Here is a 17,903-nt window from a genome sequence, read left to right on the forward strand (position 1 = left end):
CGCACAGTCGGTTCGTACGCACGGGCGAGACCAGGGCAAAGTCTACCGGCGGTCCTCGTCGTCCCGTGGGGCCTCTCGCCGACGCGAGCGCGGAAGGACCCGGAGCGCGTCCCCTATGTCGGCCACTTCCAGCACCTTCATGCCCGGAGGGATCTTGCCCGGGTCGCCCGGTACGAGGGCGTGCGTGAAGCCCAGCCGGTGCGCCTCGGCGAGCCTGCGCTGCACGCCCGTGACCCGTCTGACCTCGCCCGCGAGGCCGACCTCGCCGATCGCGACGAGGTTCTTGGGGAGAGGTGTGTCACTCGCCGCGGAGGCCAGGGCGAGGGCGACGGCGAGGTCCGCCGCGGGCTCCGAGAGCTTCACCCCGCCGACCGTCGCGGAGTAGATGTCCCGCTTGCCGAGCGCGCTGATCCGGCCACGCTGCTCCAGGACCGCCAGCATCATCGACACGCGCGAGGTCTCCAGACCGGACGTGGTGCGGCGGGGGGAGGGGATCTGCGAGTCGACGGTGAGCGCCTGGACCTCGGCGACCAGGGGGCGACGGCCCTCAAGGGTGACCGTCAGACAGGTGCCGGGGACCGGTTCGGCGCGACGGGTCAGGAAGAGTCCGCTCGGGTCGGCCAGTCCCACGATGCCCTCGTCGTGCAGTTCGAAGCAGCCGACCTCGTCCGTCGTGCCGTAGCGGTTCTTGACGCCTCGTACGAGACGCAGGCGCGCGTGCCGGTCGCCCTCGAAGTGGAGCACCACGTCCACGAGGTGCTCCAGGAGGCGGGGGCCGGCGATGGCGCCGTCCTTCGTGACGTGGCCCACGAGGAGCGTGGACATCCCGCGCTCCTTGGAGGCGCGGATGAGCGCACCGGCCACTTCCCGGACCTGCGCCATGCCACCGGGTGCGCCGTCGATCTCCGGCGAGGCCACCGTCTGCACGGAGTCGAGGATGAGCAGCGACGGCTTCACCGCGTCCAAGTGCCCCAGCACGGCGGCCAGATCGGTCTCGGCCGCGAGATAGAGATGGTCATCGATGGCGCCGATGCGGTCGGCGCGCAGCCGGACCTGGCTTGCCGACTCCTCACCGGTGACGTACAGCGTGCGGTGCTCGTCGCTCGCCGCCTTGGCCGCCACGTCCAGCAGCAGCGTGGACTTGCCGACGCCGGGCTCGCCCGCGAGGAGCACCACCGCGCCGGGCACCAGCCCGCCGCCGAGCACACGGTCCAGCTCGGGCACGCCGGTGGACCGCGCGGTCGCCTGCCGCCCGTCGATCTGCCCGATGGGCAACGCGGAATTGGTCACCCGGCCCGGCGTCGTCGTACGCACCGCGGGCGCGCCGTACTCCTCGACCGTCCCCCACGCCTGGCACTCGGGGCACCGGCCGAGCCACTTGGCCGTCTGCCAGCCGCACTCCGTGCAGCGGTAGGACGGGCGGTCCTTCGTGGTCTTGGTACGGGCAGCCATGCGATGAACCGTAGCCGAGCCCACTGACAACGCCGTACGGCCGGGCACGCGGCGCACTTTCGGGCCGCCCGCGGAGCCGCGGCTTCGGGGTGCCCGCGGAGCCCACTCGTCATGCACAAGCCACGGAATCCCGCGCTCCTGTACCCTATTGAGGGATCGTTTCACCCGTATGGATTAAAACTGCTCAAGCGGGCGGAAGGGGCCACCCCGAGCCGCCTACGGTCCACCAATGATGAGCAGCACTCCGGAGACCTCGACCCGCACCGCCGGCGCGCATCGGGCGCACCGGGAGGCGCGTGATCGTGCGGCGGCGCGTACGTTGGCGCAGCGGCCGCCCGCGCGCTACGAGCCTTATCTGGACGGGCTGTTCACCTACTGCCTGTCCGTCCTGTGCGACCACGATGCCGCGACCGCCGCCCTCGGCGACGTCCTCGCGCTCGCCGAGCGCCGCGGACAGCGGGTGCCTCAGGCCGCCGCGGACCGCCGGCCCTGGCTGTACGCGCTGGCCCGCTGGGCGTGTCTGCGCAAGCTGGCCGAGGCCAAGCAGAAACGTCAGAGCAGCCATGCGGCGGGCCGGCACGGCGCGCATCGGCCGACGGGAGAGCGGGCCGCGGGGCCACCCGTCTCCGAGGAGGCTCAGGAGGAGCGGCGCCGCGAACTCGCCCTGCTCGCCTGGCCGGAGGCCGCCGGCACCACCCCGGAGCAGCGCGAGGCCCTCGAACTCGCCGTACGCCACCACCTCGCCGCCCATGAGGTCGCCGCCGTCCTCGGCATGGACCTGGCCGCCGCCCGCGAACTGCTCGCCTCCGCCGCCTGCGAGGTCGAGCGCACCCGCGCGGCCCTCGCCGTCGTCGAGACCGGCGCCTGTCCGAGCGTCGCCCGGCTGACCGGCGACAACCAGGTGGTGCTCGGCACGGCCCTGCGCCGCGAACTCGTCCGGCACGTCGACGACTGCCCGCGCTGCCGGCGCACCGCCGAGCGCGCGATCCCCGGCCGGTGGCCCGGCGCGGCCGTCACCCCCGCCGAACTGCCCGTCCTCCAGGCGCCCCGCGCGGCCCTGCACATGGCCCTCGCGCACCCGCGCGCGAAGGGCACCGCCGTGCCGCGCTTCGACCGGCGCGGCTTTCCGATGGACCCGAAGGATCGCGCCGCCCGCAGGGACCGGCTACGCGCGCGTGCCGTCACGACCACCGTCGTCGCCACCGTCGTCGCCGCCCCGGTCCTCGCCCTGTGGGCCGCCTACCGGGGCACCCCGACCGGCGACGGCGTCGACGGCGTCACCGCCAGCGCGAGCGAGGCGCACGGCCCCGGCGCGCTCGACGGGGAGTCCGCGGACGGCGGCTACGAGAACGCGGGCAACGCCAGCACCAGGCCCGGCGGCGGCCACTTCGGCGAGCGGCAGGACCAGGACGTCCTCGTCGAGGTCGTCAGCGTCAGCGGCGTGCGCGGGTCGGCCGCCGGACAGTTGGAGGTGGTGGCCGAGAACAGCGGCGACACCACCCTCGTCACGCTCACGGCGACGGGGCGGGGGCCGGTGCGGTGGTCGGCGAGCACCGGAGCGCACTGGCTCTATCTGAGCCAGTCGGCGGGAACGCTAGCGCCCGGCGAGTCGTTGACGATCAAGGTGTACGTCGATCAGCTGCGCGAGCCGTCCGGGCACTGGAGCGCGCGGGTGGCGATCTCACCGGCCAACGCCATCGTCTCCATCGAGGGCTACGGCACGGCCCCCAGCCCCTCCGACCCGGGGCACGGACACGGCCCCGGACCAGGTCCTGATCCCCATCCCAGCGATCCGACCGACCCCGGGACGCCCAGCGACCCGCCGCCCTCGTCGTCCGGGCCGGACCCCACGCCGACGAGCCCGGCTCCGTCCGATCCCACGCCCGGTGACCCCACGCCCAGCGATCCGCCGCCCTCGTCGCCCGAACCGTCGCAGTCGGGGCCGTCGGGGCCGTCGGACCCGGTGAGCTCGACGCCGCCGCCCGGTGGGAGCGGGGAGCCGAGCCCGGCGGGGTCGTAGCGCGTGGGGCCCGTGGGCCTGCCGCCGCGGGCCCGCCTATCCGACGGGATCCGCCGGATGCGGTGCCAGCAGCGGGAGCTGCGACGCCAGTCGCTCCTCGCACAGCTCGACCAGGCGGTCGTAGCCCGCCTTGCCCATCAGTTCCGTCAGCTCCGCCCGGTAGGACACGTACACCGGGTCGCCCGCGCCGTGCGCCGAGGTCGCCGACGTGCACCACCAGTGCAGGTCGTGGCCGCCCGGACCCCAGCCGCGGCGGTCGTACTCGCCGATCGACACCTGGAGCACACGGGTGTCGTCGGGCCGGTCGATCCAGTCGTACGTCCGCCGGACCGGCAGCTGCCAGCAGACGTCCGGCTTGGTCTCCAGCGGCTCGCGGCCCTCCTTCAGGGCCAGGATGTGCAGCGAGCAGCCCGCGCCGCCCGGGAAACCGGGGCGGTTCTGGAAGATGCACGAGCCCTGGAAGGGACGGGTCTGGCGGTCGCCGTCCTCGTCCTCCGAGATCCAGCCGTGCGCCGTGCCCTCGCCGTGGTGCTGCCAGATCTCCGGCGTGAGCCTCGCCACATGCTCGGCGACCCGCTTCTCGTCGTCCTCGTCCGAGAAGTGCGCGCCCAGCGTGCAGCAGCCGTCGTCCGCGCGGCCCGCCTGGATGCCCTGGCAGCCGCTGCCGAAGATGCAGTTCCAACGGGAGGTCAGCCATGTCAGATCACAGCGGAAGACCTGCTCGTCGTCCGCCGGATCAGGGAACTCCACCCATGCGCGCGCGAAGTCGAGGCCCTTCTCGTCCGGCTCCTGGGAGCCCTGCTTGGGCTTCTTCGACTTCACGGCTGCCTTCGCCGGCGAAGAACCCTTGCCGGGTTTGGCCGTCTTGTCGTCCTTCGCCTTTTTCGTCTTTGGCACGGGTCCAGGGTACGGCGTCCGTACCTGCGACTTCGAGGACGGAGGATCGCCCAGGTGGCAGTAGCGTTCCGTACATGAGACTCGGTGTCCTGGACGTGGGATCCAACACGGTGCATCTGCTGGTGGTGGATGCACACCCTGGCGCGCGGCCGTTGCCCGCACACTCGCACAAGGCGGAGCTGCGTCTTGCGCAACTCCTCGACAGCAGCGGGGCCATCGATCCCGACGGCGTCGACAGGCTGATCGGCGTCGTGCACGAGGCGCTGCAGGCCGCCGAGGACAAGGGTGTCGAGGAAGTGCTGCCGTTCGCGACGTCCGCGGTGCGGGAGGCGACCAACGCCGATGACGTTCTCGCGCGCGTGGAGGGCGAGACCGGGGTCGAATTGCAGGTTCTCACCGGTGCGGAAGAGGCTCGGCTGACCTTTCTCGCGGCTCGGCGGTGGTTCGGGTGGTCGGCCGGGAAGCTGCTGGTGCTGGACATCGGGGGCGGGTCCCTGGAGATCGCGTACGGCATCGACGAGGAGCCGGACGCGGCGGTGTCGCTGCCGCTGGGGGCGGGGCGGCTGACCGCGGGGTGGTTGCCGGGGGATCCGCCGGAGGCGGAGGACATACGGGCGCTGCGGCGGCATGTGCGGGCCCAGATCGCACGTACGGTGGGCGAATTCAGCCGCTTCGGTGCGCCCGAACACGTGGTCGCCACGTCCAAGACCTTCAAGCAGCTGGCCCGGATCGCCGGTGCGGCGCGCTCGGCGGAGGGGTTGTACACGCAGCGCGAGCTGAAGCGGGAGTCCCTGGAGGCGTGGGTGCCGCGGCTGGCCGGGATGACGGTGGAGCAGCGGGCGGAGCTGCCGGGGGTCTCGGAGGGGCGCGCGAGGCAGTTGCTGGCGGGGGCGCTGGTGGCTGAGGGGGCGATGGATCTGTTCGGGGTGGAGACGCTGGAGGTTTGTCCTTGGGCGTTGCGGGAGGGTGTGATCTTGCGGAAGCTGGATCAGCTGGGGGCGGAGTGACGGGTGCGGGGTGCCTGCGGCGGCCTGTGCGGGTTCGGTGGGGGTGCGGGTAGCGCCTGCGGGTGTGTTGGGGGTCGGGGCCGTGCCGGGGGGTGTCCGTCCTCGGTCGGGCGGTTGCCGTCGGGCAGAGAGGTGCTGTTCGTTGACGCCCGCCGCTGCGGGCGGACACCCCCCGGCACGTCCCCTTGCCGCCGTACGCGGCTGCCGGCCGGTGGGGGCTGCGCGCAGACAGTTGCTGGGGGAGCTTCTCGACGCCGGTCCAGGCACTCCCAGCCCGTCCGGCGTTTGAGGACGAGGCCCCTTCAGGGCCGATGCGGGGGTCTGGGGGCCGCAGGTCCCCAGCGTGGCCCGCATCGGCGCCGGGGACGTCCTAGCCACGGTGCCTGGTGGACCGGCGCTGCTGCCGCAGGCGACCCGTGGCTGGTTGTGGTGGCTTCCGGGCGGCGTGTGGTCGTCGGTTCCCCGGCGTTCCATGGCGCCCCGTACTCTGTCCCTCGTGGCAGAACCAGTGGTGCGCATCCCGGATGCGAAGGTCGCCCTGTCGACGGCCTCGGTCTATCCGGAGTCGACGGCGACGGCCTTCGAGATCGCCGCGCGCCTCGGGTACGACGGTGTCGAGGTCATGGTGTGGACCGACCCCGTCAGCCAGGACATGGAGGCGCTGCGCAGGCTCAGCGACTATCACCGGATCCCGATCCTCGCCATCCACGCCCCCTGTCTGCTGATCACACAGCGGGTGTGGTCCACCGATCCCTGGACCAAGCTGCAGCGCGCCCAGGCCGCCGCCGAGAAGCTCGGGGCCTCCACCGTCGTCGTGCACCCGCCGTTCCGCTGGCAGCGCCAGTACGCCCGGGACTTCGTCGAGGGCATCTGGCGGATGGCGAACGAGACGGATGTGCGGTTCGCCGTCGAGAACATGTACCCCTGGCGCTACCGCGACCGCGAGATGCTCGCCTACGCCCCCGACTGGGATGTGACGAAGGACGACTACCGCCATTTCACGATCGACCTCAGCCATACGGCGACCGCGCGGACGGATGCGGTCCAGATGATCGATCGGATGGGGGACCGGCTCGGGCATGTTCACCTCGCGGACGGGCGGGGGTCGGCGAAGGACGAGCATCTCGTGCCGGGGCGCGGCACCCAGCCCTGCGCCGAGGTGCTGGAGCGTCTCGCGCTGAGCGGCTTCGACGGTCACGTCGTCATCGAGGTCAACACCCGCCGCGCGATGTCCGGCGCCGAACGCGAGGCCGACCTCGCCGAGGCCCTCGCCTTCACGCGGCTGCATCTGGCCTCGGCGGTGAAGGTGCCCCGGCGGTGAGCGACACCACCTCGGGCGGGGTGAGCTCCCGACGCCGCGGCCGGCCCCCTCGTACCGAAGCCGCCGACACCCGCGACCGCATTCTGAACGCGGCCCGCGAGGAGTTCTCCGAGCGGGGATACGAGAAGACGTCAGTGCGCGGCATCGCCAAGGCGGCCGGGGTGGACTCCGCCCTGGTGCATCACTACTTCGGCACCAAGGAGCAGGTCTTCGAGGCGGCGGTGGAGGTCGCCTTCGCGCCCGCCCTGAAGGTGCGGGACGTGGTGCTGGAAGGGCCCGTCGAGGATGTCGGTGAGCGTATGACCCGGCTCATCTTCGGGCTCTGGGAGAACCCCGTGTCCCGCAAGCCGCTGCTCGCCATCGTCCGGTCCGCGGTCAACAACGAGGCCGCCGCCTCCGTCTTCCGCCGGCTCGTCTCCGCACAGCTGCTGCGGCGCATCGCCGGCGAGATCGACGCCCCGGACGCGGAACTGCGCGCCGAGCTCGCGGCCTCGCAGCTGGTGGGCATCGCGATGCTGCGGTACGTCATCAAGATCGAGCCGCTCGCCTCGGCGGACGTGGAGCAGATCATCGCGCGCGTGGCGCCCGTGGTGCAGGGGCATCTGACCGGGCGAGGACCTTCCGACAGCTGATGCGCGAGATGTTCGTCCCGGATTGCGGACACCTCGTCCCGCCCTCTGGATGACCGGCGTACGCTCAATAGCAGTCAGAAGTCTCTGATCGCAGTCTCTGCAGTCCCTGAAGGAGCGAGCGACGATGCCCGAGCTGAGGTCCCGCACAGTCACCCACGGCCGCAACATGGCGGGCGCCCGCGCCCTTATGCGCGCCTCCGGTGTACCCGGTGCGGACATCGGCCGGAAGCCGATCATCGCGGTGGCGAACTCCTTCACCGAGTTCGTGCCCGGTCACACCCACCTCCAGCCCGTCGGCCGGATCGTCAGCGAGGCGATCCGGGAGGCCGGCGGCATCCCGCGCGAGTTCAACACGATCGCCGTCGACGACGGCATCGCGATGGGCCACGGCGGGATGCTCTACTCCCTGCCGTCCCGTGACCTCATCGCGGACAGCGTGGAGTACATGGTCGAGGCCCACTGCGCCGACGCCCTGATCTGCATCTCCAACTGCGACAAGATCACCCCGGGCATGCTGAACGCCGCCCTGCGGCTGAACATCCCCACGGTCTTCGTCTCCGGCGGCCCCATGGAGTCCGGCCGCGCCACGCTCGTCGACGGCACGGTCCGCACGCTCGACCTGGTCGACGCGATCTCCGACGCCGTGAACGACAAGATCTCGGACGAGGACATCCTCCGTATCGAGGAGAACGCCTGTCCGACCTGCGGCTCCTGCTCCGGCATGTTCACCGCCAACTCGATGAACTGCCTGACCGAGGCCATCGGCCTGTCCCTGCCCGGCAACGGCTCGGTCCTCGCCACGCACACCGCCCGCAAGGGCCTGTACGAGGACGCGGCCCGTACGGTGATGGACATCACCCGCCGCTACTACGAGCAGGACGACGAGACGGTCCTGCCGCGGAGCGTCGCCACCTTCGCCGCCTTCGAGAACGCCATGGCCCTCGACATCGCCATGGGCGGCTCCACCAACACGATCCTGCACCTGCTGGCCGCCGCCCAGGAGGCCGGCGTCCCGTTCGGACTGGAGCAGATCAACGAGGTCAGCCGCCGCGTGCCGTGCCTGGCCAAGGTCGCTCCGAACGTCGCCAAGGACCGCACGTACTACATGGAGGACGTGCACCGCGCCGGCGGCATCCCCGCGCTGCTGGGCGAGCTGCACCGCGGCGGACTGCTCAACGAGGACGTGCACGCCGTCCACAGCCCGTCCCTGTCGGACTGGCTGAAGACCTGGGACGTGCGCGGCGGATCCCCCTCGCCCCAGGCGGTCGAGCTGTGGCACGCCGCCCCGGGATGCGTCAGGTCGGCGGAGGCCTTCTCGCAGTCCGAGCGCTGGGCGGCGCTCGACGAGGACGCCGAGGGCGGCTGCATCCGCAGCGTCGAGCACGCGTACTCCAAGGACGGCGGCCTGGCCGTCCTCAAGGGCAACCTCGCCGTCGACGGCTGTGTCGTGAAGACGGCGGGCGTCGACGAGTCCATCTGGACCTTCGAGGGCCCGGCGGTCGTCTGCGAGTCGCAGGAAGAGGCCGTCGAGAAGATCCTCAACAAGCAGGTGACGGACGGCGATGTCGTCGTCATCCGCTACGAGGGCCCCAAGGGCGGCCCCGGCATGCAGGAGATGCTCTACCCGACGTCCTTCCTCAAGGGCCGTGGCCTCGGCAAGACCTGCGCCCTGATCACCGACGGCCGCTTCTCCGGCGGCACCTCGGGCCTGTCCATCGGCCACGCCTCCCCGGAGGCCGCGTCCGGTGGCACGATCGCCCTCGTCGAGGACGGCGACCGTATCCGCATCGACATCCCGAACCGCTCGATCGAGCTCCTGGTCGACGACGCCGAGCTGGCGCGCCGCGAGCAGGCGCTGGACGGGGCGTACGCCCCGAAGAACCGCGACCGCAAGGTGTCGGCCGCCCTGCGCGCCTACGCGGCGATGGCGACCAGCGCGGACAAGGGCGCGGTGCGGGACGTGAGCAAGCTGGGCTGAGGTTTCGCGGCACGGGGCCGCCTCCCGCCGGTGCGGGGGCGGCCCTGTCGCGTGTACAGCGTCACCAGGCGGCGGGGGCCCGGCCGTCGACGGCGAAAACGGTGCCGTCGGGCGCGCTCGCGTAGACACGGCCGTCGACGAGCAACGGCTCCGGCAGATCGGGCGAGAGCTTGTCGGGGTCCGTGCCGAGCCGGACCGGAGTCTCGCCCAGGAGCCGGCCACTGCGGGCATCCACGGCCAGAAGCCGGCCGTCGGGGGCGCTGACGTACACATGGCGGCCGTCGGTGACCGGCGACGACGTACGGAGCACCGACGTCGGCAGGCTCCAGAGCTGCTCGCGCGCCGCCATGTCGACGGCGACCAGCGAGCCGCCGTCACCCACGAGATACACGACGTTGCCGAGCACGGTGCCGTGCGCCTGCGTGACCGGCAGGGGTAGCGGCACGCGTTGCGAGGTCCGGTCGGCGGGGGAGTAGCGGATCACGGCCCTGGTGTCGCTGTAGATCCCGTCCACGGAGACCAGGAAGACCGACCCGTCCGAGGTGCCGACGAGCTCCAGCGCCCCCTTCAGCCGCGCGTCCCAGCGCATGTCACCCGTGGCCGGGTCCAGCGCAGTGATCCGCGTGCTCGACCCGTCGTCGGACGTGCGCGCCGCGTACGCCAGCGGATCTCCGGCGAACGAGACGAAGTACGGCTCCTTGTGGCCCGGCACCGTCCGGCTCCACTTCGTGTCGCCGGATGCCCCGTCCACGCCGGTGACCGTGCCGTCGGCGCCGGTGAGCAGCAGCATGCCGCCGGCGGCCGAGGACGCGCCGGAAGAGGGCATGTTCCGCTGCCAACGCGCCTTGCCCGTCGCGGGGTCGAGCGCCTCCAGCCGACCGCCGGGCTCCGCCGACGGGTGCACGAGGCCGCCCGCCAGGAACGGCGGTCCGCCCACGTGGGGCGTGTCTACGGGGTGCCGCCACAGCAGCCTGCCGTCCAGCGGGTCCAGCGCGTAGACGAGCCCGGTCTGCGCGCACAGCACCTTCCCCGCCCCGTAGGAACACTGGGGCACGCCCTTCTTGGGCGCCGGTGCCACCGCCCACCCGCCGAAACCGGCCGACGCGGTCCGCGAGCTCTCCTGCCGCGGCGCCGGATCCCCACCGCCGAGAGGCCGCACCGAGGCCAGCGCGACAAGCGCGGCGACTGCGACGGCCGCGGTCCCCAGGAGCAGCGCTCTGCGTCTCCTGGAAGGCCGTTCGGGCCGTTCGGGCCGTTCGGACCGCTCGGCCTTCCCGTGCTCCTCGTCGACGCGTGGCTCGGGCTCCGATTCCGGCTCGGACTGCTTCTCACCCGCCCGCTGCGCCGGAATGAACGCCTGTGTGTCGTACGACGCCGCCACCGACCGCAGTTCCCGCATCAACTCGTCGGGCGTGGGCCGGCCCTCGGGCTCCTTGGCGAGACACCGCAGCACGAGCGGCGCGAGATTGGCCGGCAGGCCGGTCAGATCCGGCTCGTCATGGACGACCTGATAGGCGACGACGTACGGACTGTCCGAGTCGAACGGCCCCCGTCCCGTCGCCGCGTGCACCAGTACGGACCCGAGCGCGAAGATGTCGGCGGCCGGCCCGACCTCCCGCGGGCGCCGGAACTGCTCCGGTGCCATGAAGGGCGGCGTACCGATCAACTTCCCCGTCTCGGTCCGTAGTTCACTGTCCTTTGGCCGAGATATGCCGAAGTCGATGACCTTCGGGCCGTCGTCGGCGAGCAGCACATTGCTCGGCTTCAGATCCCGGTGCACGACGCCGACCCGGTGTATGTCGCGCAGCGCCTCGGCCAGCCCGGCCATCAGCCGGCGGAGCTGCGCCGGGTCCATCGGGCCATTCCGCTTCACCTGGTCGGAGAGGGTCGGGCCGGGTATGAACAGCGTGGCCATCCAGGGCCGTTCGGCCTCCGGATCGGCGTCCACGACGGGCGCGGTGAAGGCCCCGCTGACCCGGCGCGCCGCCCCCACCTCCTGCCGGAACCGCCCCCTGAACTCGGGGTCCCTGGCGAACTCGGCATGTACGACCTTCACCGCGAGCTGCATGCCCGAGGTGCTGCGGGCCAGATGGACGACGCCCATGCCGCCGGAGCCCAGACGTGACTCCAGGCGGTAGTGACCGGCGTACTCGGGAAGTTCCGCTTCCGCGCCCGCTCCGGCGTTCTGCTGTGGCGCCATGGAACCACCCCCGTGCTGTTCGTCCGCGCGCGCGACGCACGGAGCCTAGTCGATGACTCGTACGAGACAGAGGCGGCTTGCTAGCCTCCGTGTTCCCAACGCGCACATGTGTGTGTGGCGTGATTTAGGGGAATCAACGGGACCCCATGGCAGTCATGGGGATCAACGGGGGAGGTTCGATCATGTCCGCAGACCGAGTTGAAGAGGTCGAGAGAGCCGACGAGGCCGGGGGCGTGGAGGCAGAGGCCGTCACGACCTTGGCGGCTACGGCCACGGCGATCCGCTATTACGAGGTCGCCCCGGGCGTCCGTCTGAACGTGCGCCGGGGCCCCGGCACCCAGTACTCCATCGTCCGCGTCCTGCCCGAGGGCGCCAGGGTGCCGATCTTCTGCCAGACGCCGGGCACGTCCGTGAGCGGGCCGTACGGCACGTCCAACATCTGGGACAACATCGACGACGGCGAGTACGTCGCGGACGCCTATGTGAACACGGGCAGCGACGGCTACGTCCGTCCGCGCTGCTCCTGAGCCCATAGGGAGCCCGCCAGGGAGCCCGCGGCCAAGCCGGAGCCATAATCGACGAGTGAGCGAGAAGAACGGCACCCCGGCCACCCCCGCGGGCTCCACGGGCCCCCGCCCCGAACCCCTGCGCTTCTTCGGCACGACCTGGGTCGACCACGACCACGGCTACACCGCCCGCCGCATCGCCGTGTCCGCCGGATCCCTCGCCACCGCGGCAGCCTCCTGCCTGGTCCTGCGCTTCGCCTATCAGGGCATCCAGATCGCCGCCATCGGCAGCTTCGTCACCACCCTGATCGTCGTGATGTTCGCCGTGTGCAGCGCGCTCGCCTTCCGCCACACCTGGGACGGCTTCACCAAACGCCCCGACCCGCACCGCCAGGCCTCCCTCCGCGGCCTGCTGACCATCGGCTTCGTCGGCTCACTCCTCGCCTACTTCTTCCGCTCCCTCACCGAGGCCCCCGGCGAGAAACTCCACCGCGAGGAATACGACCAGGCCCGCAACCAACACGAGACCCGCACAACCCGCCGCACGGGCAACCCTTCGAAGAAGCGACGCCGCACGTAGCCGGTCCCACCCGCACCTGCGCCTTGCCCCCTGGTCACGACCGAGCCCAAAGCTTGGCTACGGCCAGACTCCACCCCTCGATTACAGACGAACCCCACCCGCCACCCCACTCGAACCCCACCCCCACGCCAGCGACGCCACCACCCGGCCAACCTCCCGCCAAACTCGGTGCACACCCCACCGGTCAGGGCCACCATGGCCGTATGACCGCCCCTTCCCACTCCGACCGCGCGCGCTCCTTCAACGCCGCCGCAGCCCAGTACGCCGCGAACCGCCCCTCCTACCCGCCCGCCCTCTTCGACGCGATCGAGGAACTCGCCGGCCGCCCCCTCACCGGCTCCCGCGTCGTCGACGTCGGCGCGGGCACGGGCATAGCCACCGCCTTGTTGCGCGGACGCGGCGCCGACGTACTGGCCGTGGAGCCCGGTGAGGGCATGGCGGCCCAGTTCCGCAGTGCCCACCCCGACATACCGATTGTCCGTGGCAACGGCGACGTCCTCCCCCTGGCCACCGCCTCCGCCGACTTCATCACCTACGCCCAGGCGTGGCACTGGACCGACCCCGCCCACTCGGTGCCGGAGGCCCTCCGCGTGCTGCGTCCCGGCGGTGCGCTGGCCCTGTGGTGGAACACCACCCCGCTCGACATCCCGTGGCACGTCGCCCAGGCGGACCGCATCGACGGCCGCTTCGGCGCCCACCCCGTCGTCGAACAGAACGGCAGCGGCGCCCAAGCCGCCCTCACCGACCCCACCGGCACCCTCGACTTCACCCGCCGCAAGGTCCGCTGGAGCCGCCGCGTCCCCATCGACACGCACCTGGCCAACATCGGCAGCCACTCGATCTTCCTGGTCCACGGCACGGAGGCGAGCACCGCCTTCCTCGCCGAGGAGAAGCAGCACCTCCTCGACGCCTTCCCGGACGGAATCGTCGAAGAGACCTATGACGTGGACCTCCTCGTAGCGGTAGCGGCCACCACCTCCTGACACCCCTCACTCCGCCCGACCCCGGTCACCAACAGCCGCCCGCCCTCGCCCCCAGCCGGCGAGGGCGGGCGAGCCATGTCCCGGGCGTGAACCCGGCGACCGCTTGACGGCGTAGCGCGACCGGAGGATTATTCATCGCATGATGAATTACTCGACCGCCCGCTCCGAGCCTCCCGACACCCCCGCCGTCCGAGCCGAGGCCCTGAACGTCGTCCGAGGCCCCCGCCAGGTACTCCGTGACCTCGACTTCACCGTCCCGCGTGGCCAGATCACCGGCCTGCTCGGCCCGTCCGGCTGCGGCAAGACGACTCTCATGCGGTCGATCGTCGGCACCCAGGCCAAGGTCACCGGCACCCTCGACGTCCTCGGCCGCCCCGCCGGCCACCCCACCCTGCGCACCCGCATCGGCTACGTCACCCAAGCCCCCTCCGTCTACGACGACCTGACCATCCGCCAGAACCTCGCCTACTTCGCCGCGATCCTCGACCCGGGCCACGCCGCCGCCGACCGTCGCCACGAGAACGTCACCCGCGCCATCGCCGACGTCGACCTCACCAGCCACGCCGACTCGCTGGCCGGCAATCTCTCCGGCGGCCAGCGCAGCCGCGTCTCCCTGGCCGTCGCACTCCTCGGCACCCCCGAACTCCTGGTCCTGGACGAGCCGACCGTCGGCCTGGACCCGGTCCTGCGCCGCGATCTCTGGACCCTCTTCCACGACATCGCCGCCTCCCGCGGCGCCACCCTCCTCATCTCCTCCCACGTCATGGACGAGGCCGAGCGCTGCCACCGCCTCCTCCTCATGCGCGACGGCCAGATCCTCGCCGACGACACCCCGGACGCCCTGCGCACCCGTACCGACTCCGAGACGGTCGAGGCGGCCTTCCTGCACCTGGGCGACGAGGCGGTCGCGGCCGCCCGCGCGAAGGAGACCACGCGATGACCACGACGAGCCCGACCACCACCCTCCGGCCCGCCCCCACCGGCGCGCTGAACCTCTCCCGCACGACCGCCACCGCAGCCCGCGTCCTGCGGCAGCTGTTCCACGACCCGCGCACCATCGCGCTGATGCTGCTCGTCCCCTGCGTGATGCTGTTCCTGCTGCGCTATGTCTTCGACGGCAGCCCGCGCACCTTCGACAACATCGGCGCCTCCCTCCTCGGGATCTTCCCGCTGATCACGATGTTCCTGGTCACCTCCATCGCCACCCTGCGCGAACGCACCTCGGGCACCCTCGAACGCCTCCTGGCCATGCCCCTCGGCAAGGGCGACCTGATCGCCGGCTACGCCCTCGCCTTCGGCGTCCTCGCGATCGTCCAGTCCGCCCTGGCGACAGGACTGGCCCTCTGGTTCCTCGGCCTGGACGTCACCGGCAGCCCCTGGCTGCTGCTGCTCGTGGCCCTGCTCGACGCGCTGCTCGGCACCGCGCTCGGTCTCTTCGTCTCGGCCTTCGCGGCCTCCGAATTCCAGGCCGTCCAGTTCATGCCGGCCGTGATCTTCCCCCAGCTCCTCCTCTGCGGCCTGTTCACCGCCCGCGACAACATGCACCCCGCCCTCGAAGCCGTCTCCAACGTCCTCCCCATGTCCTATGCGGTCGACGGCATGAACGAGGTCCTCAAGCACACCGACATGACCGCCAACTTCGTCCGCGACGCCCTGATCGTGGCGGGCTGCGCCCTGCTGGTCCTGGGCCTGGGGGCGGCGACCCTGCGACGCAGAACGACATGACCGCCACGGGGTCCGGCCCCGGCGCCCCACTCGTCCGCCCACCGGACACGCCACCTCGAAAGGAGGCCCCGGTGGGAGGATGAACCCGGACGACGCAACCCCCGGAGGGCACCCCAGCCATGACTCAGAAAGTCGCAGTCCTCGGCACCGGCAAGATCGGCGAAGCCCTGCTCAGCGGAATGATCCGCGGCGGCTGGGCCCCGGCCGACCTCCTGGTGACGGCCCGCCGCGCCGAACGAGCCGAAGAACTCCGCACCCGCTACGGAGTCACCCCGGTCACCAACGCGGAAGCCGCCAAGACCGCCGACACCCTGATCCTCACGGTCAAGCCGCAGGACATGGGCAACCTCCTCGACGAGCTCGCTCCGCACATCCCCACCGACCGCCTGGTCATCAGCGGAGCCGCAGGCATCCCCACCTCCTTCTTCGAGGAGCGCCTCACCGCAGGCACCCCGGTCGTCCGCGTCATGACGAACACCCCCGCCCTCGTCGACGAGGCCATGTCCGTCATCTCCGCCGGCAGCCACGCCAGCGAAGCCGACCTCGCCCATGCCGAGGAGATCTTCGGCGCCGTGGGCAAGACGCTCCGCGTCCCCGAGTCCCAGCAGGACGCCTGCACGGCCCTCTCCGGCTCCGGCCCGGCGTACTTCTTCTACCTGGTCGAAGCCATGACCGACGCCGGCATCCTCCTCGGCCTGCCCCGCGACAAGGCGCACGACCTGATCGTCCAGTCCGCGATCGGCGCCGCGACGATGCTCCGCGACAGCGGCGAACACCCCGTCAAGCTCCGTGAGAACGTGACGTCCCCCGCCGGCACCACCATCAACGCCATCCGCGAACTCGAGAACCACGGCGTCCGAGCCGCCCTCATCGCCGCCCTCGAAGCCGCCCGCGACCGCAGCCGCGAGCTGGCCTCCGGCACCAAGTGACGCCCGGCCGCCCCCTGCCCAGGGGGCGGCCCGGCCCACCCCTACGCAGTCACGCCGATATCAGCAGTCGCCGGCGCACTTGCCGCCGCCGGCAGCAGTCCGATCGCCCGATACGCGGCATCGACGGTCGGCCGCGCCATCGCCCGAGCCCGCTCCGCCCCATCCCGCAGCACCCCCTCCACATAGCCAGGATCCGCGCACAGCTCCCGGTGCCTCTCCTGTACGGGCCTGAGCACCTCGACCACGGCCTCCGCGGTGGCTGACTTCAAAGCGCCGTACGACTCATAAACGCCGCTCAGCTCCGACGGGTTCCCACCCGTACAGGCCGCGAGAATCTCCAGCAGATTCGCCACCCCCGGCTGCGCGCCCCGGTCGTACACGACCTCCCGCCCGCTGTCGGTCACAGCCCGCATGACCTTCTTCCGCACCACGTCCGGCTCGTCGAGCAGATAGACGATCCCCGGCCCGGAGTCATCGCTCTTGCCCATCTTCGAGGCCGGATCCTGCAGATTCATGACCCGAGCCGCGACCTGCGGGGGCGTAGCCCGAGGCACCACGAACGTGTGCCCGTACCGCTGGTTGAACCGCACCGCGAGATCCCGAGCGAGCTCCACATGCTGCGTCTGATCGTCCCCGACCGGCACCTCGTCGGTCCCGTACGCCAGGATGTCCGCCGCCATCAGCACGGGATACGTCAGCAGCGACAGCCGCACGCTCCCACCGCGCTCCCGCTCCCGCGCGGCCTTCTCCTTGTACTGGATCATCCGCCGCATCTCGCCGTCCGTGGCCACGCACTCCAGCACATACGACAGCCGCGCGTGCTCATCCACATGACTCTGTACGAAGACGGTGCACAGCTCCGGATCCAGCCCCGACGCCAGCAACAACGTCGCCGCCTGCCGACTGAGCCTGCGCACCCGCGCCGGATCGTGGTCCACGGTCAGCGCGTGCAGATCGACGATGCAGAACAGGGCGTCGGCCTGGTGTTGATCCACGGCAACCCACCGCCGCATGGCCCCCAGGTAGTTCCCCAGCGTCAGATGCCCGGTCGGCTTGACCCCGCTGAAGACTCGCGTCATCTCTTCTCCACCTCCTGGTCGAGACCGCCGTCCCCGGCCGGCCGACCCTCAGGAGCTCTGGAGGGAGATACGAGAACGGCCGCCGAAGCGGCGGCCGTTGAGTGCATACGTGACTACGGCCGCCGTCAGGCGGCCCACCACAGCTGGGTGCACGTACGCGTCGTCATGGGGCCAAGACTACGCCGCCGGGGTGCCACACGGAGTGAAGTTGACACGCCCCAGGCCGATACGTACTGTTCTCCGAGTTGTCCGACGTGAGCGCCGACCCCGGTCGGTCCCCGGACAGCCACTCCGCAAGTACCAACCACTATTCGACGACAGTCGATCTGTCTGCCGTCGTGTCATTGGCATGCGTAATTACGGAATGAGGAATCCGCGTTCGAGAGAACGCAGCCCCCGATTAGCTCGGGAGCGAGGAATCCGCTAAAGTCTCACTCGTCGGAACGGCCCAACGGCCGCGAGGACAAGCCCCGCTGACTGGGGGTCAGGCCCGAAGGGGTCTGATAAAGTCGGAACCGCCGGAAAGGGAAACGCGAGAGCGGGAACCTGGAAAGCACCGAGGAAATCGGATCGGAAAAGGATCTGATAGAGTCG

The 17,903-nt window shown here is 71.3% G+C and carries 15 protein-coding genes; 11 read left to right on the top strand and 4 right to left on the bottom strand.

Going from position 1 to position 17,903, the window contains the following annotated elements; genetic code table 11:
• Positions 1-42: 42 nt before the first annotated feature.
• Positions 43-1,452, bottom strand: a complete 1,410-nt coding sequence (gene radA / locus ACZ7NC_RS40240) for a DNA repair protein RadA (protein WP_471496328.1) — start codon at positions 1,450-1,452, stop codon at positions 43-45.
• A 229-nt stretch (positions 1,453-1,681) separates the two neighbouring features.
• Between radA and ACZ7NC_RS40245 the strand changes: the two genes are divergently transcribed.
• Positions 1,682-3,472: a BACON domain-containing protein gene (locus ACZ7NC_RS40245; RefSeq protein WP_471496331.1), complete on the top strand. Its 1,791-nt coding sequence runs from the start codon at positions 1,682-1,684 to the stop codon at positions 3,470-3,472.
• Between the two features lie 36 nt (positions 3,473-3,508).
• Here the strand turns inward: ACZ7NC_RS40245 and ACZ7NC_RS40250 are convergent, their stop codons facing one another.
• Positions 3,509-4,369, bottom strand: coding sequence for a DUF3109 family protein (locus ACZ7NC_RS40250; protein ID WP_471496333.1), 861 nt, complete (start codon positions 4,367-4,369; stop codon positions 3,509-3,511).
• Between the two features lie 74 nt (positions 4,370-4,443).
• Between ACZ7NC_RS40250 and ACZ7NC_RS40255 the strand changes: the two genes are divergently transcribed.
• The 4 genes from ACZ7NC_RS40255 to ilvD all read left to right on the top strand — a co-directional run bounded on the left by ACZ7NC_RS40255 (position 4,444) and on the right by ilvD (position 9,307).
• Positions 4,444-5,376, top strand: coding sequence for a Ppx/GppA family phosphatase (locus ACZ7NC_RS40255; RefSeq protein ID WP_471496335.1), 933 nt, complete (start codon positions 4,444-4,446; stop codon positions 5,374-5,376).
• Between the two features lie 496 nt (positions 5,377-5,872).
• A complete protein-coding gene (locus ACZ7NC_RS40260) occupies positions 5,873-6,697 on the top strand; it encodes a sugar phosphate isomerase/epimerase family protein (RefSeq protein ID WP_471496337.1) in 825 nt (274 codons plus the stop codon).
• The gene (locus ACZ7NC_RS40265) at positions 6,694-7,329 is read left to right on the top strand and encodes a TetR/AcrR family transcriptional regulator (RefSeq protein WP_471496339.1); all 636 of its coding nucleotides are present in this window, start codon (positions 6,694-6,696) and stop codon (positions 7,327-7,329) included. The genes ACZ7NC_RS40260 and ACZ7NC_RS40265 overlap by 4 nt, the downstream gene beginning before the upstream one ends.
• Positions 7,330-7,453: 124 nt before the next feature.
• On the top strand, positions 7,454-9,307 hold the full coding sequence (gene ilvD / locus ACZ7NC_RS40270) for a dihydroxy-acid dehydratase (protein WP_471496341.1): 1,854 nt from the start codon (positions 7,454-7,456) through the stop codon (positions 9,305-9,307).
• Between the two features lie 61 nt (positions 9,308-9,368).
• On the opposite strand, the gene ACZ7NC_RS40275 is transcribed toward ilvD, so the two are convergent.
• Positions 9,369-11,507 (bottom strand): serine/threonine-protein kinase, encoded by a 2,139-nt coding sequence (locus tag ACZ7NC_RS40275; protein WP_471496343.1) that lies wholly within the window; start codon positions 11,505-11,507, stop codon positions 9,369-9,371.
• Positions 11,508-11,689: 182 nt separating this feature from the next.
• Here ACZ7NC_RS40275 and ACZ7NC_RS40280 point away from each other — a divergent pair, with 182 nt between their 5' ends.
• From ACZ7NC_RS40280 to proC, 6 genes are all read left to right on the top strand, one after another.
• Positions 11,690-12,034, top strand: a complete 345-nt coding sequence (locus ACZ7NC_RS40280) for an SH3 domain-containing protein (protein ID WP_471496345.1) — start codon at positions 11,690-11,692, stop codon at positions 12,032-12,034.
• A gap of 55 nt (positions 12,035-12,089) precedes the next feature.
• Positions 12,090-12,593, top strand: coding sequence for an EamA/RhaT family transporter (locus ACZ7NC_RS40285; protein ID WP_471496348.1), 504 nt, complete (start codon positions 12,090-12,092; stop codon positions 12,591-12,593).
• A gap of 203 nt (positions 12,594-12,796) precedes the next feature.
• Positions 12,797-13,576, top strand: coding sequence for a class I SAM-dependent methyltransferase (locus ACZ7NC_RS40290; protein ID WP_471496350.1), 780 nt, complete (start codon positions 12,797-12,799; stop codon positions 13,574-13,576).
• A 139-nt stretch (positions 13,577-13,715) separates the two neighbouring features.
• Complete coding sequence (locus ACZ7NC_RS40295; RefSeq protein WP_471496352.1) at positions 13,716-14,516, top strand: ABC transporter ATP-binding protein; 801 nt, start codon at positions 13,716-13,718, stop codon at positions 14,514-14,516.
• A complete protein-coding gene (locus tag ACZ7NC_RS40300) occupies positions 14,513-15,301 on the top strand; it encodes an ABC transporter permease (protein WP_471496354.1) in 789 nt (262 codons plus the stop codon). The genes ACZ7NC_RS40295 and ACZ7NC_RS40300 overlap by 4 nt, the downstream gene beginning before the upstream one ends.
• Positions 15,302-15,420: 119 nt before the next feature.
• Positions 15,421-16,230 (top strand): pyrroline-5-carboxylate reductase, encoded by an 810-nt coding sequence (gene proC / locus ACZ7NC_RS40305; protein WP_471496356.1) that lies wholly within the window; start codon positions 15,421-15,423, stop codon positions 16,228-16,230.
• A gap of 41 nt (positions 16,231-16,271) precedes the next feature.
• Here proC and trpS read toward each other — a convergent pair whose 3' ends face one another.
• Positions 16,272-17,309 carry a tryptophan--tRNA ligase gene (trpS, locus tag ACZ7NC_RS40310; protein ID WP_471496358.1) on the bottom strand — a complete coding sequence of 346 codons (1,038 nt, stop codon included), beginning with the start codon at positions 17,307-17,309 and terminating at the stop codon, positions 16,272-16,274.
• Between the last annotated feature and the right edge of the window lie 594 nt (positions 17,310-17,903).

The organism is Streptomyces sp. NPDC111802 (assembly GCF_055634335.1).